This window comes from Asticcacaulis sp. P2_C5 (genome assembly GCF_056404555.1).
In genome coordinates this window covers 150,628-166,036 of record NZ_JBFUDU010000002.1, presented here as the reverse complement: position 1 = coordinate 166,036, position 15,409 = coordinate 150,628, and the positions used below count along the sequence as shown (strand labels likewise).

11 protein-coding genes are annotated in these 15,409 nt (G+C 62.1%); all 11 read right to left on the bottom strand.

The window, feature by feature from the left end; genetic code table 11:
* Positions 1-32: 32 nt before the first annotated feature.
* The 11 genes from addA to AC1DXO_RS04330 all read right to left on the bottom strand — a co-directional run bounded on the left by addA (position 33) and on the right by AC1DXO_RS04330 (position 15,265).
* Entirely contained in the window at positions 33-3,560 is a 3,528-nt protein-coding gene (gene addA / locus AC1DXO_RS04380; protein WP_476976875.1) for a double-strand break repair helicase AddA, read from the bottom strand.
* On the bottom strand, positions 3,557-6,589 hold the full coding sequence (gene addB, locus AC1DXO_RS04375; protein WP_476976874.1) for a double-strand break repair protein AddB: 3,033 nt from the start codon (positions 6,587-6,589) through the stop codon (positions 3,557-3,559). Before addB ends, addA begins: the two co-directional genes overlap by 4 nt.
* A gap of 104 nt (positions 6,590-6,693) precedes the next feature.
* Positions 6,694-7,098, bottom strand: coding sequence for a large-conductance mechanosensitive channel protein MscL (gene mscL / locus AC1DXO_RS04370; protein ID WP_476976873.1), 405 nt, complete (start codon positions 7,096-7,098; stop codon positions 6,694-6,696).
* 24 nt (positions 7,099-7,122) lie between these two features.
* Entirely contained in the window at positions 7,123-7,425 is a 303-nt protein-coding gene (locus AC1DXO_RS04365) for an integration host factor subunit beta (RefSeq protein ID WP_476976872.1), read from the bottom strand.
* Positions 7,426-7,845: 420 nt separating this feature from the next.
* The gene (locus tag AC1DXO_RS04360) at positions 7,846-8,256 is read right to left on the bottom strand and encodes a DoxX family protein (RefSeq protein WP_476976871.1); all 411 of its coding nucleotides are present in this window, start codon (positions 8,254-8,256) and stop codon (positions 7,846-7,848) included.
* A gap of 14 nt (positions 8,257-8,270) precedes the next feature.
* On the bottom strand, positions 8,271-8,669 hold the full coding sequence (locus AC1DXO_RS04355; protein WP_476976870.1) for a VOC family protein: 399 nt from the start codon (positions 8,667-8,669) through the stop codon (positions 8,271-8,273).
* A 54-nt stretch (positions 8,670-8,723) separates the two neighbouring features.
* Positions 8,724-9,998 (bottom strand): RNA polymerase sigma factor, encoded by a 1,275-nt coding sequence (locus tag AC1DXO_RS04350; RefSeq protein WP_476976869.1) that lies wholly within the window; start codon positions 9,996-9,998, stop codon positions 8,724-8,726.
* On the bottom strand, positions 9,995-10,381 hold the full coding sequence (locus AC1DXO_RS04345; protein ID WP_476976868.1) for a YciI family protein: 387 nt from the start codon (positions 10,379-10,381) through the stop codon (positions 9,995-9,997). The genes AC1DXO_RS04350 and AC1DXO_RS04345 overlap by 4 nt, the downstream gene beginning before the upstream one ends.
* A gap of 475 nt (positions 10,382-10,856) precedes the next feature.
* Complete coding sequence (rpsA, locus tag AC1DXO_RS04340; protein WP_476976867.1) at positions 10,857-12,548, bottom strand: 30S ribosomal protein S1; 1,692 nt, start codon at positions 12,546-12,548, stop codon at positions 10,857-10,859.
* A gap of 291 nt (positions 12,549-12,839) precedes the next feature.
* Positions 12,840-13,463, bottom strand: coding sequence for a (d)CMP kinase (cmk, locus tag AC1DXO_RS04335; protein WP_476976866.1), 624 nt, complete (start codon positions 13,461-13,463; stop codon positions 12,840-12,842).
* 524 nt (positions 13,464-13,987) lie between these two features.
* Positions 13,988-15,265 (bottom strand): 3-phosphoshikimate 1-carboxyvinyltransferase, encoded by a 1,278-nt coding sequence (locus tag AC1DXO_RS04330; RefSeq protein WP_476976865.1) that lies wholly within the window; start codon positions 15,263-15,265, stop codon positions 13,988-13,990.
* Between the last annotated feature and the right edge of the window lie 144 nt (positions 15,266-15,409).

The following is a 15,409-nucleotide window of genomic DNA, read 5'->3' as shown; positions in this document are numbered from 1 at the left end:
AAGGGGTCGCGACCCATAAATCAACGCGTCAATCAGCGAGTAAGAATCTCCGCCAACCTGAGATTTACTAAAGTCTCGCTAAGCGGCGTCAGCTTCGGGCCGTCGGTCCACAACAGGGCCGCTTCGATCCTGTGATCAGGGTAGACCTGACGCAGCAAGGCGACATATCCGGCCATCTGGCGTTGATAGGCAATAGACGCATCTTCAGCGCGGCTCGGCGCCGGGCGGTTGGATTTGTAGTCGATGATCACCACCCGCTCATCCGTCACAACCAGGCGGTCGATCCGTCCGGACAGCATCAACGCTTGCCCACCGGCATGGACACCGATCTGACCGGCCAGGGCGACTTCCGGCCGTGACTGAGGCCCGAAGGCCTCGGCAAAGCGCGTATCGTTCAGCACCGCCATCACGGCCCCGGCCATTTCCTTGCGCTGGTCGTCGCTGAGATCACCCTGGCGGGCAAGATAACGCTCGGCCACGGACAGGCGGGTTTCCGGCGTGATATCGGGCAGAATCTCGAACAGCTTGTGGATCAGGTTGCCCCGCCGATAGCGGCCCAAGGTACCGACGGTTTGTAAAGGCGACGGCGCGCGTTCGCTCTCCTCGCGGTCCTCATCACCCATCTGCGAAATGGCGGCCCAGCGCTCTGTCTCGATATCGGCCTGCGCCACCATCTCAGTCGCAAAGGCGGGCAGGGGCGTCTCAGGCGGTCGCAGCATAGCTTCCGCGGTCATGAGGTCGGAGCGCAGCCCATACAGCCGCATCACGGCCTCTTCGGTCATTTCGCCGTCGTCAAACGGCGCCACCAGCTTCATCGTCTCGAGATAGGGATCGGGCAGGCGTTCGAACGCCGCCTCGGCCAGGTCGTACCACGACGGAAAGTTCCCGACCGGTGGCGCCTTGGTTCCGGCGTAGCCACATACGGTCAGGCGGTCACGCGCCCGGGTCAGGGCAACATAGAACAGGCGCAGACTCTCCTGGTCATCCTTCAGCGCCCGCGCGGTCCGAATGGCGGTGATCGACGCGGTATCGGCCTTCTTGCCGCCGACGCACAGATACAGAGCCTCGTCTGAGGCCAGGATCGGGTCTTCCTTGCGCGCGCCATATTGCGGCCCGATCGGCACGATGACCCACGGCGCTTCCAGCCCCTTGGAGCCGTGCACGGTCATGACGCGCACGGCCCGGCCGCCCTCTTCCTGTTCGCGCTTGATTTCCGAGGCATGATATTCGAACAGGTCGAGACAGGCGCTGATCCCCGGCGCACCACTGCCCTCACCCTTCAGCGCCAACGCCAGGGTTTCATCCAGCACGTCCTCGCATTCGTCGCCCAGCCGCGTCAGGAAGCGCTGGCGATAGCTGCGACCGTCCAGGTCGCGGCGGTTCAGCACCCGGCTGAGGAAGTCGAAACCGGTCAACAGCCAGGCGTTCTTCTGCGCCCAGATCAGGAAGATACGCGCGGCGTCGATCGGACCTTCCGTTGCTGGATGGCTGCGCAACGCCGTCCACAGGCTGCGGCCTTCACGTGCATGGGCGAGGTCGAACAGATCGCCTTCGCTGAGATCGCACAGGGGACTGCGCAGCACGCAAGCCAGGGACAGGCTGTCGGTCGGTTGCAGGCAGAAACGCAGCAGGGCGCGCAGGTCCTGGAAGGCGATATGGTCGCCAAGCTTCAGCCGGTCAGCGCCCGAGACGGCCACACCGGCCATCTTCAGTTCCCGGATGATATGTTCGAACAGATGGTCGCGCTTGCGCACCAGGATCAGCACATCGCCGGCATGGACGGGACGCCAGCGCTTTTGGCCCTTGTCAAAAATGGCGCGCCCCGTGGCGATATCTTCGCGGATGGTCGCCGCGATCTGCTGCGCCAGTCGCTTCGATGGCGGGCTGCGCCCGGGATCGTCGAGTGCCGCCTGCTCGTCATCGTCATCGGCGGTCTTTTCCGTTGCTGCGATCGCCCGGACCAGTGGCCACAGTTCAACCAGGCCGCTGGCGCCCTGGCGTTTAGCGACATGGCGGATCACTTCGGCTGAAAAGGTCAGGGCATGGGCCAGGTCGGGGTCGGCGAACAGCGCATCGACAAATTCCAGTATGCCGGGCAGGGTCCGCCAGCTGTCGATCAGTTCGGGTTCGACAAATTTCGCACCAGCTTCGACCGCCTTGACGCCGATGCGCTGCCGCGCTGCGAGAAATTCACGCGGATCGGCGCCCTGGAAGCCGTAGATCGACTGTTTCTCGTCACCGACGGCAAACACCGTCCGTGGCTTGCCAATCTGGCCCTGGTCTGTCTGGCCTTTGCCGCTGAAGAAGTCCGACGAAAGGGCCTCGGCGATCGTCCATTGCACCTCCGACGTATCCTGGGCTTCGTCGATCAGGATATGCTCCAGGCCGCCGTCCAGCTTGAACAGGATCCAGTCGGAATGAAAGTCGGTCAGCAGTTTTTTCGTCCGGTTGATCAGGTCGGTGAAATCGAGCGCACCTTCACGTGTTTTCTCGCCCTGATAGACAAAGCTGAACACCTCGAACAGGCGCAGGGCATCCAGTGTATTGGCGGCAATATCGACCGCCTTGAGACGCTCGGCCAAACCTTGAATCTCCTCGGCCATGCGGTCGAGCACAATACGATCGCCGGCCGCCGTTTCCTTGGTATAGACCGTCTTGCGCGGTGACCCTTCCTTAGTCAGGAACACCGGTCGGATCAGGTCGAGATCGAAATAGCCGTCGGCCTGGTAGCGCAGATGCAGCTCGAAAAAGGCCCGACCGGCCTCCAGGTTGGTTTTGGATGTCCCGGCCGTCAGGCCCGCTGCGACATCCTTGATGATTTCCCACTCGATCCGCTCGGCATGGGCCATCAGGCAGTCGTGGGATGTGCACACACCTTCCAGGCCCAGCCCGTGAAACAGGGTCACGGTCCAGTCGTCATGGCCCGCCTTCAACGCGTCGAGCCGGGCCTTCAGATCGTCATGCTGATAGATGAACTGCTTCAGCAAACTCTCGAATCCGCCGGCCTTCAGCCTTCGGATCAACCGGTCGCGTGCCGCCATCATCTCGGCGACGCCCGGCGCATCCAGGGTCAGGACCGTGGCGCTGGCGCGCGCCGCCAGCGCCTCACCGACCAGATCGTCCAGCACTTGAAAGGCCGGCGACAACCTGGCTTCCAGCGGAAAGCGGCGGAGGAGCTTTTCACAGAAGGCGTGGATGGTCTGGATTTTCAGCCCGCCGGGCGTCTCGAGCGCCTTGGCGAACAGGGCGCGCGCCCGCGAAAGGTCTCGGGGGAGGTTATGCGGCCGCTCGTCGATACCGCGCAGATCGTCCGCCAACTGCTCATCATCGGCGACGGCCCAATGGCCCAGTCGCTCGAACAAACGGCTCTGCATTTCGGCGGCGGCGGCCTTGGTATAGGTGACGCACAGTATATGTTCGGGCTTGGCGCCATTGAGCAACAGGCGGGCCACCCGGTTGACCAGGGTTGACGTCTTGCCCGACCCGGCATTGGCGGTCAGGAAGCATGACGCCTTAGGATCGGCAGCATCGTTTTGCGGATTGGGAGCGTGCGCGTTCATGCCTCTTCCCCCACACTTTCAGCGCCGTCCTCGGTCTCTTCGCTGCCCAGAACATACCATTCGTAGAGACGCGCCAGTTGATCGTAATCACCACTGCGTGTCTTGAGAAATTGCGGCGCCGTCCACGACAGATAACCCTTGCCGGCGTCCTGATAGGCGAACAGGCGCCGGCGCAGGCTGTCGAGCGCCGCATCGGCCAGGTCGTTGGCGATGGCGCCACGTTCCACAGCCGTCTGCGGCCGGGCGGTGTCGGGCGCGATGCGGACATAGATCAACTCGCCCAGGGGACGATCGGCAGGAATGCCGGCAAATCCACCATGCTTGACGATCGCCGCCGTCAGGGTCAGCTGCGGATAGAATCCGGCGGCCACGGCCTTGGCGGTCGGCGCCTGGCCAGTCTTGAAGTCGAGAATATCGATGCCGTCTTCGCGCACCTCCATCCGGTCGGCCTTGGCGACCAGGGTGATGCCGGCGACTTTCATCTCGCCCCTGTGCTCGATAACCAGACGCGGCCCCTGGCTGCGGCGCACGGCTTCGAAATCGACAAAGGCCTGGGCCATGCCGGGCAGCAGGGGCCGTTGCAGCGCCATCTGGGCCGGTGAAAAACGCGTCGCCGCCAGTTCTTCTTCCAGCAGGTCGCACAGCCGCGTTACCCCGGCCTTGCCCAGCGGCACATCCTCGGCGACGAAACGCTCCAGGCTTTTGTGAATCGCCGTGCCGCGCTGGCGGCCCTCGACGGGCTCGTTCGGCCGTTCCAGGGGTCGCAGCTTCAATACGTGCCTGGCGTAGATGGCATAGGGGTCGCGGACAAAGACCTCGACCTCGGTAACCGACAGCTTGTCAGGCCGCACAGCGACGGGCGGCTTGGGATTGGGCCTTTGCGCCGGCTTCAGCGCCGCCGGCTTGACGGTCAGGCCGCGATCCAGCGCCCGCGCCCATTCGAGATAGCGATCGTCGGTCGGCACCTTCACCCCCGCACCTTCGCACAGGGTCTGTAATCGCCACAGCCAGCGCGACGCCACCTGTGGCTCACCTTCACGACGGCGGCGGGTGATCAGGTAGATTTCGGGCGCCGAGGCGGCCTGGATAAAGTCGTGCGCCGACAGGCCGGTGCGACGTTCCGGACTGGGCAGGCCAAGCGTCTTGCGCATCGGCCGCGACAGGAAGGGATCGAGATCCGGCGCCTGCGGCCACACCCCTTCTTCCAGCCCGGCCAGGATCAATCGATCGGCGGTGACCAGCCGGGCTTCGATGGCGCCCAGGATCAACAGGCGCGGATGGGTATTGCCGCCGGTGCGCACCTTGCAGGTGCGGATCAGATGGCCGACGATATCGGCAACGTCGCGCAGGGTGTCGACCTGATATCCGGCGCCTTCGCGGATCAAGCCGGACAGCAGTTCGGCGGCACTGGCGCCGGCCGCGCCCGACCACAGCGCCTGACCGCTATCAATGGCCAGAGCCTCGGCCAGAGCCGTCAGGCGCGTCACCGCTTCGCCCAGATCGCCGGCGCCTTGGTCGACAACCGGCGTGATCAGGGCAACATAGTGATCCCACAGGGCCAGCGCCTCCGGTACCGGCCGCTCGGGATCGTCCAGTACCGTGCGCAGGGACTGGAGACTGACCGGCGTGGCGCCACGCAGGGCGCGCATTTCGACGTCACGCGACCCTTCGGCCTCATGGAAGATCGAATAGGGATGGCCCCACAGGGACAGCAACCGCACCGGATCGCATGGGCTTTGCAACAGTTCCAGCAGGTCGAGCACGAAACGTCCGCTCAAGCTGTTCGACAGGGGTTCGCCGGCCGACGAGTCGGCCTGCAGACCCCAACGCGTCAGACGGGCACTGACCCGGCGCGCCAGAACCTGGTCGGGGGTGACCAGGGCGGCGATCTTGCCTGGGGTCTCCAGGGTTTCGCGCATCAACAGGGCAATGACGGTGGCGGCCTCTTCGTCACGCGCCGTGACGATCTCGTTCAGCCCGTCCAGACCGTCCGAAATCGCCGTTTCGCTCTCTGCCCGAAGCGCGTCGATCTGTTCGCGCCAATCCTTGGTCGTTTCGGCCGGTCGCAGGGCTTCGTTGAGCAGTCGCCGCCTGGCATTGGCCTTGCGCCGGTCGGCATCGAGCGACACCGGCCAGGTATGGACATCGCGGCGATCGACGCCGTGGCGGTCGAGCAGGCCTTTCATCGTCCCCTGAGGATGCGAATCCTCGATCTGCGTCCAGACATCGTCGGCCAGGGACAGGTCCAGTCCGGGCAGGACGACCGCCCCCTGGGCAGCCTTGGCTACCACCTGCGCCAGGTCGGCGGTCGAGGGGGCCGAACCGGTGGTGCCGGCCAGGACCAACGGCGTCGCCGGCGCTTTATCCGTCCACTGACGAATGAGGCGGCGGATCAGCTCAACCTGTCTCTGCGACGGATCCATCATGCCCAGTTCGTCCAGGCGCTTGGGCCAGGCTTCGACGGCAATGGCCAGGAACTGGGCCGATATCTGCCAGTGCGCTGCCCAGCCTTCCAGACTGTACTGGTCAGCTCCGGAGCCGCTCACCAGGCTATGCAGCCGGTCGCGGGCGTCGACCTCTTCCAGGGCCAGGGAATCGAAGAACTTGGCCAGGCTGTCCGCCAGTTCGAGCGCCAGCTTTCCGCCGACCTCGCGCCCTTCCAGCCCGCCATAGTCGCGCACAATCAGTCGCGCCAGTTCGAAACGCCGGCGCAGGCTGGAAATGGCGGGCGGCAGGTCGAGACCCAGGGCCTCGAGATCGAACGGCGGTTCGCCTTCGTCGAGATCACCGATGGCGCGGATCTGCGGCAGCAACAGCGCGCCGCCGCGTGTCTGGGCGGAAAAGGCGCGGGCCATGGCGCGGGCGCCGCGGCGTGTAGGAGTAAGAATTTGCGCTTCGGGCAGATCCTTACCCAGAGTTTGGCACAGACCACGCGCCAGATCGTCGAGAAACGGCCGCCCGGACGGGATGCTGAACCAGCGCGGCCCTGGTCTCTCAAAGATATTGTGCGCGAACAGGTCGGGGATCATGATCCCTTAATAGGCCTGAGTCGCTGTCGGCGCAAAGCAGGCTCGGGAGATGCTAAATCTTATACCGCCCCGCTCACGGGGCGGTATAATTTTATGAGCCGCTATCAGGCGTTCTTCTTCTTAAGCTCGGCCAGGATCTGCGCCAGAAGTTCTTCCTGCGACGGGCCCGGCGGCGACGGATCAGCGGCGGGCGGGGGCGGCATGAACTTGTTGATCGCCTTGATGACCAGGAAAATGGCCGCGCCGATGATGAGGAACTGGATGATGGTGTTGATAAAGACGCCGTAGGAGATGGCGACCACAGGCTTGGCCGGATCCAGCTGCGGCAGGTTCAGCACCAGATGGGAAAAATCGACGCCGCCGGTAACATAGCCGATGGGCGGCATGATGATATTATCGACCAGCGAGGACACGATCTTGCCGAACGCGCCGCCGATGACCACACCCACGGCGAGGTCGACGACATTGCCGCGCATCATGAAGGTCTTGAATTCTGAAACGATGCTCATGGGCCCGCTCTGTTTTAGTTAAGCTTAGTCTGCGCTGTTGTCGTCGCCGCTGAGATTCAGTCGTTCGCGCAGTTCCTTGCCGCTCTTGAAGAAGGGCACGTGTTTGGCCGGCACCTTGACGGATTCGCCGGTGCGCGGATTGCGTCCGGCACGAGCAGGTCGTGAGCGCACGGAAAGGGCGCCAAAACCGCGCAACTCGACGCGGCCGCCTTTTTCGAGGGTTGAAATCATCGACTCGAGGATGAGGTTGACAGCCCGCTCGACGTCTTTTTGCGTCAGATGCGGGTACTCTGTAGCCAAGCGTTCAATGAGTTCAGACTTGAGCATCTATGTCTCCCCCAATTGGTGAACCGGAAAAAACGAGCATGATCGAAAATGAAAGCATGTTCAAGGGGTTGTATGTAATTTAGCTGAGTGATACCGCTATCACACACAATTTATTTTCAACTTTTAGGAAATTTTACACGTATCTGCGCCTCCAGGCATGACCGTGGTCATACCAAACGGTGGTTTTGTAAGGTTCTGTAAAAAAACCTGTGATCACGGGCAGTTACCGCAGTGCGAACGCGGAAACGCCGGAACCCGTTACAGATTCCGGCGTTGAGATGGGCAGGTCCGTCTGTTATACCAAGCGGCGATGGCGATGACTCATCGCGCTTGGCAAGGGCGACCGCCCGTCGCCGCCTTTGCGGCGAGCCATGCGGCGTTTGAGCTGAGACAAATGCGAACAGCTCAGGGCGGAAAAAACTAATTCCGGCGCAGAGGAAAGACGGCGCGCAGGCCGGCATCTCTCAGATAGAGTCCGCCCCACATGAACAGGCCGAGATAAACGCCGAACAGGACGTGGCTGAACAGCGGATTACCGATCCGGACATGGGTGGCTATGGCGCCACCCAGAACACCGGTGAACAGGACGGCACCCAGTACGGCCGTGCGCGGCCACAGGTAGAGCGCAACGATGACCAGTTCCATGACGCCGATCCACAGGCCGGCTTCGGGCGGCCAGCCCAGGGCGGTCATGGTTGTGGCGACGACGGGCAGGCGGATCAGCTTGATCGTGATGTCCATGGCCATGAAGAGCGTAAAAAACCCGGTCAGGACATAGCCGGTGATGCGGCCAACATCGAGTTTTGTAGCATTGAGATTTGTGGTGGTCATGATTGTTGCTCCGTTCAGGCGGCTTGCATCGGCTGGTTGACGGCCCAGCTGACGCCGTATGGGTCGATCAACTGGCCATAGCGGTCGCCCCAGAACTGGATATCGAGCGGCATCTTGATCTCGCAGCCGGCCTCAACGGCGCGGTTCCACCACAGATCGGCATCATCGACGACCAGGGTCATCATGAAGCTGTGCGACGGCTGGTGTTCATAGCCGTGCTCGGGGAAGCAGTCGGACAACATCAACGAGCCGTTGTTGATCTTCAGGTGGCAATGGATCAGCCGGCCATCGTCGGTCGCCATGCGGCGCAGTTCCTCGGCCGCGAAGGCCTTCTGGTAGAAGGCGGACGCGTCGCTGGCGCCCAGGACATTGAGATAGGGGATAACGCCTTGCATGTGTGCAGGTTGGGTCATGATGTGGTCCTCCGTGGTGGTTACAGATCAAGAACGAACGGGCGCCACGCGATCCTACATTTTGTCTGAAAGAATTTTCGTGGCTGGAAACTCAGTATCCATCTGGTCGATCTGGCGGCGGATATGGGCGGCTTCTGACAGGGTCTTGCTGCACGCCATGGCGCGGGCAAAGGCGTCACGCGCCGGCTGGGCGTGGCCGAGCTGGCGGCGGAATATTCCGATCGTGCCATGATAATAGTAATAGCCATCCAGAACCTCGGCCAATGGCGCAATCAGGTCGAGCGCCGCCTGGGGACCGTCCAGCTTGGCGACCGCCACGGCGCGGTTCAGCGTCACGACGGGCGAGGGCTGGAGCTGTTCCAGGGTGCGATACAGGCGCTCGATCTGCGTCCAGTCTGTCAGGTCGGGCGTCGTGGCGCGGGCGTGCAGGGCGGCGATGGCGGCCTGGACCTGCAAGGGCCCGGGTGCGCGATGGCGCATGGCCTTGTCGATCAGGGCCAGGGCCTCGTCGATTTGCCGCCGGTCCCACAGCTTGCGATCCTGCTGTTCGAGCAGGACGGCCTCGCCATTGCCGTCGAACCGCGCCGGTGCCCGGGCGTGTTGCAGCAGGAGCAGGGCGGTCAGGCCCATAATCTCGGGTTCGGCTGGAAACAGGCGCATCAGTAGCCGCGCCAGGCGGACGGCTTCACTGCACAGCGGTGCGCGGGCGTCGGACTCACGGGCATTGCCGGTATAGCCTTCGTTGAACACCAGATAGATCATGGTGGCGACGGCGTGGACGCGTTCGGCGCGTTCGGTCGGTCCGGGCGCTTCGAAGGGTACGGGGCTGTCGGCAATGCGGGCCTTGGCGCGGGTAATGCGCTGTTCCATCGCCTTGTCGCCGGTAAAGAAGGCGCGGGCGATCTGGCTGACACTGAGGCCGCAGACGATGCGCAGGGCCAGGGTCACCTGATGGACGGGGGCCAGGTCGGGATGCGAGCAGATAAACAGCAGGCGCAGGACGTCATCGCGGTAATCAGCGCCGTCCAATCGCTCGGCCAGGCTGTCTTCAGCATCCTCCAGATCAGACAGGACGTCTTCGGAGGGCAGAACGGTTTGTTTGGCGCGCCGGCGGGTATGGTCCAGGCCGGCATTGCGCCCGACCATGATCAGCCAGGCGGTGGGATCACGTGGTGGTCCCTTGACCGGCCATGCCTTCAGCGCGCGCAGGGCGGCGTCCTGAAACGCGTCTTCGGCGAGGTCGAGATCGCGGAAATAACGCAGCAGGGCCGCCACGGCCTGGGGCCGGGCGCCGGATATGGCGGCATGGGTCCAGTCGGCGTCGATCATGGTGTGTTGCTGGCCGCGGTTCGCCGGTCGGGAATAAAGATCATCATTGGGCGGATCTCGAAACAGCCGGCCGAACCACTGGCTGCGGCCAGTTTTTTGGCTGCATCGATGGCGTCGTCCAGCGTGTCGCATTCGACGGTATAGAAGCCGAGCAGCTGTTCCTTGGTCTCGGCGAACGGCCCGTCGATGACCAGGGTATCGCGGCCCTTGCGCAGGGAGACGGCGGCGGTCGTCGGCATCAGGCGGACGACCGGTCCCAGCCTGTTCTGCTCGACCAGCCGATCCTGGACCTCGCCCAGGTCGTGCATGACCTGATCGTCCTTCTCCTTCGACCAGGCACTGATGATCTCTTCAGAATCGTAACACAGTATGGCGTAATGCATGACGGCGTCCTTGCTGGGATTAAGACGAACGAGTTTGCCCCTTCCCTACAACGCCGCGCAAATAAAAACTCGTCTGATCGCGAGTCTGGCAGCGCGTGGCTACGCTTGCGGAGCAAGCATCTGTAGTTAAAGTAATTTTCAACGCGGAAAGCGCGGAAAAGTCGGAAAGACGCGGAAACGAAGTTCGGCGAAGCCAAATCTCAGGTACGCTCTCTACTGCGCGAAGCGCCGTCTTATGAGGTGCAATTTGATGGCGCTTCGCGCGGGAGATACTTCAACCTAAATTTCCGCGTCTTTCCGACTTTTCCGCGCTTTCCGCGTTGAAAATTGCCATAGATTCAAAGTGATGGCCTGTCGGCAATGCCGCGCGCTACATGTAAAAAAAAGCCGGAACCCATGACAGGTTCCGGCTTAATTTACTTACCGTCGATATCGCGTGAGCGCGTTAACACCATCGCGATAACGAGCATAGGCCTTACGAGCCGGCCTTGTCGCGCAGGGCGGCGCCCAGGATGTCGCCGAGCGAAGCGCCCGAGTCCTGCGAGCCGTACTGTTCGATGGCTTCCTTTTCGGCGGACATTTCCAGGGCCTTGATCGAGACGGACACCTTGCGGGCGGCCTTGTCGATATTGGTGACCTGGGCGTCGATACGATCGCCGACGGCGAAGCGTTCGACACGTTGTTCGTTGCGGTCGCGCGACAGGTCGGACTTGCGCACGAAGGCCGACATCGGGGCGTCGTCTTCGCCGAAGCGGACTTCGATACCGCCCGAGGTGACTTCGGTGACGGTCACGGTGACGGTCTGGCCCTTCTTGAAGGTGTCGCCGGTCATCGGATCGTTGCCCAGTTGCTTGATGCCCAGGCTGATGCGTTCCTTTTCGACGTCGACGTCCAGAACCTTGGTCTTGACGACATCGCCCTTCTTGTACTTGGCGATGGCTTCTTCGCCCGGAATGTTCCAGTCGAGATCCGACAGGTGGACCATGCCGTCGATGTCGTTGTCGAAGCCGATGAACAGGCCGAATTCGGTGGCGTTCTTGACTTCGCCTTCCAGGGTAGAGCCGATCGGGTGCTGACGGACGAACTGATCCCAGGGATTTTCCTGGGCTTGCTTCAGGCCGAGCGAGACGCGGCGCTTGGAGGCATCGACTTCCAGGACGACGACTTCGACTTCTTGCGAGGTGGAGACGATCTTGCCCGGATGGACGTTCTTCTTGGTCCACGACATTTCCGAAACGTGAACCAGGCCTTCGACGCCCGATTCCAGTTCGACGAACGCGCCGTAGTCGGTGATGTTGGTGATACGACCCGAGAACTTGCCGCCGACCGGATACTTGGTGTCGACATTTTCCCACGGATCGGACTGCAGTTGCTTCATGCCGAGGCTGATGCGCTGCGTGTCGGGATTGATCTTGATGATCTGGACGCGGACCGCGTCACCGACGTTGAGCACTTGCGACGGATGCGAAACGCGCTTCCACGACATGTCGGTGACGTGCAGCAGGCCGTCGATGCCGCCCAGGTCGACGAACGCACCGTAATCGGTGATGTTCTTGACGACGCCGTCGCGGATTTCGCCTTCGGCCAGCTGGCCGACCAGCTCGGTGCGCTGTTCGGCGCGGGCTTCTTCCAGGATGGCGCGACGCGAGACAACGATATTGCCGCGCGGACGGTCCATCTTCAGGATGGCGAAGGGTTGTTCCTTGCCCATCAGAGGGGCGACGTCGCGCACCGGACGAATATCGACCTGCGAACCGGGCAGGAAGCCGGAAGCGCCGTCCATGTCGACGGTGAAGCCGCCCTTGACGCGACCGACGATGGTGCCCATGACCGGCTCACCGCGGTTGAAGATGGCTTCCAGACGGGTCCAGGCTTCTTCACGGCGGGCCTTTTCGCGGCTGATGACCGCTTCGCCCATCGAATTTTCGACGCGTTCCAGATAGACCTCGACCGTGTCGCCCGGCTTAAGCGTGGCGCCGTCGGTCAGGGCAAATTCCTTGATGGAGACGCGGCCTTCGGTCTTCAGACCGACATCGACCGTGACGTAATCCTTGTCGACAGCGACGACGAGGCCGTGAATGACCTGGCCTTCAAGCATGTCGCGGCCGTGCATGCTCTCGTCGAGCAGGGCGGCGAAATCTTCGCGCGAGGGGTTATAATCGCTCATTTAGACTCTTTATGTGTGGGCGCGTGTCCCGGCAACGGAATTCCCAACGGCGAAAGGAGGCGTAAACAGCCTTGGGAGAATGCGCGGGGGTGCGGCTTCGATTGGGTGATTTGGGTGTTGGGAGGCAACCATTTTTGCGCATCAAGTAATCCAAAAAGTGCAAGGGAATTCAGATGCACACTTTTTGGCATGATGCGGGACGGCGGGCCCCAAGAGGTGGACTACAGGTCAGATAGACCCCAAGACGTCCCTTTGTGCTTGCCTCAACAGACCGCTGGTTGGTTTTGACGCTCAAAGAGCGCCACAACGGTCTTTCACAAGGGATCGCGCAGCCGCGATGGCGGCTTCTATACCTAAGTCGGAGGTATCTAGCAAGAGTGCATCTTTCGCCATTTCCAGCGGCGCGTCGGCGCGGCCGGAATCGCGGGCGTCGCGAATGCGGATATCTGACAAAACCTCGTCCAGACCGAGGGACGGATTGAGCTTGACCAGTTGCAACCAGCGCCGGTGGGCGCGGATCTCCTGGGCGGCGGTGACGAAGATCTTGATGGGCGCATCGGGGGCGATGACGGTGCCAATATCGCGGCCATCCAATACCGCGCCGGACGGTTGATGGGCGAAATCGATCTGGAACTGTTTCAGGGCCGCGCGCACGGCGGGGATGGCGGCGACCTGGCTTGCGCGCTCGCCGGCTTCACGACCGCGCAGAGCATCATTGGCCAGCAGTTCGGGGGTGATCTTCATCGCCGCTTCGGCGGGATCAAGGTTCAGCACATGCGCCAGATGCCCGGCGGCGCGGTACAGCAGGCCGGTATCGAGAAAGGGCAGGCCGTAATCCGCCGCGACCACGCTGGCCAGGGTACCCTTGCCGGACGCCGCCGGTCCATCGAAAGCGATAAGAAGAGGTTTCGTCATAGCACAGATCAGAGCTTAAAATTCCTCTTCCCTCGTGAGGGGAGAGGGTGGCCCGAAGGGCCGGGTGAGGGGCATTCCACGAGCGATCATACCGTCGCGGTGTCCGCCGCGTATCGCCCACTCTTTGGAGCTTGGCAAGCCGCGCTTCTTCTACACTGCTATACTGCAGGTTTGGATGGCCCTTAAATCCGCCTCTCCCCGTCGCCTTACCTATCGAATTCACACATCTCAAGTCGAAATACAGCGATCGGACTTCGAGAACGCACTAAGGAAGCCACTTTCACTTTTCGATAGGTTTGCCCACAGATTTTCACAGATTAGCACAGATTTTCAATGGCTTATTTGGCCGCGACAGCGGTTTTCCAGCAGATAATGACCGCTAGGGCACTCCAGATGCTTAAAATCTGTGCTAATCTGTGAAAATCTGTGGGAACGATTCTTTCTCTTCAAATTCTTGATAGAAGTGTGAGTCGGATAGGTAAAGTAATGGGGAGAGGCGGATTTAAGACATCCGCCCGCGCCCTTTACTCGAACGTCATCTCTATCCCGACGCTTTGCAGGTCGCGCCAATAGCCGGGATAGGTCTTGGCCGTGCAGCGGGGATCGAGAATCCGCACCCCGTCGACGACCAGAGCCGCCAGAGCAAACGCCATGGCGATACGGTGATCGTGATAGGTCTCGATATCCGCCGCAACCTTCCCTCCGATCAAACCCCGATCCGGCGTAATCAGCAGATCGTCGCCGATTTCCTGAGCCAGGCCCGGCTTGATCCGGTTCAGCTCGGTTGCCACGGCATTGATCCGGTCGCATTCCTTGACGCGCAGGTTGGCAATGCCAACAAAGCGGACAGGCGTTGTGTTGAAGGCTGCCAGGACGGCTATGGTCGGTATGGCGTCCTGCATCTGGCTGCCATCGATGACCGCCGGCAGGTTCGGGAACTGCGAGATAAAGTCATAGGCCCGGGCGTCCGGCTGCATCATCGCCTCGGGGGCTATGCCGATGTCGATATCCGCCCCCAGCAACGCATTGATGCCCCAGACATAGGTGGCGGCACTGGCGTCCGGCTCGACCCAGTAGTCGCGCGCCTCATAACCGCTGTTGGCGATCTCCCAGCTCAGCGGCCCAGTCTGCGCAATATCGGCACCGAAAGCGCGCATGCAGGCAAGCGTTATGTCGATATAGCCGAGGGCGCCGATATCGCCGTCCTTGACGCGCAACCGCAGCGGCGCGGCACCTGTCACACCCGCCATCATCAGTGCCGAGACATACTGGCTCGACAGGCTGGCATCGACCTCGATATCGCGGTTGGCAAAGCCGCCGTCGCTGGTCACCGTCACCGGCGGGCAACCCGTGGGGGCGGTAGCCTCGACGCCGGCCGCGTTCAAAGCTGCAACCAGTGGCGCGATCGGCCGCTTTTGCATGTGGGCGTCGCCGGTCAGCACCGTTGTTCCACGGATATTGGCCGCAGCCGCCGTCAGAAACCGAACGGCCGTGCCGGCATTGCCGAGAAACAGCGGTGTGGCCGAAGGGCTGAGCACGCCGGTGCTCTCAACCGTAAAACCGGTATCGCCGCTGTCCGTGACATTGACGCCTAACTGTCCCAGGGCGCGGGCCATATAGGTGGTATCGTCGCTCTTCAACGCGCCGCTGATCTGGCTTTTGCCGGCTGCCAGGGCCGCAATCAGCAGAACCCGGTTGGTGATCGACTTGGAACCGGGCAGGGCAATCCGGCCCGCAGGTTTGGTGCCAGGCGGGATCAGGCGGACGGCGGTGGCGGGGCTGGAAGTTTGGTTAGGCAACATGAACGCGCTGGTAAGAGGCCCCTGCTTTTCGGCCGCGAAAAAATCTCAGCAAAAAAAAGTGACGTCGGGGCGGATTTAAGCTTTTGACAGGAGGCTTATCTAGTGGCAAGGGGGCCGACGCAACAGTTTTTTCCGATACTAGAT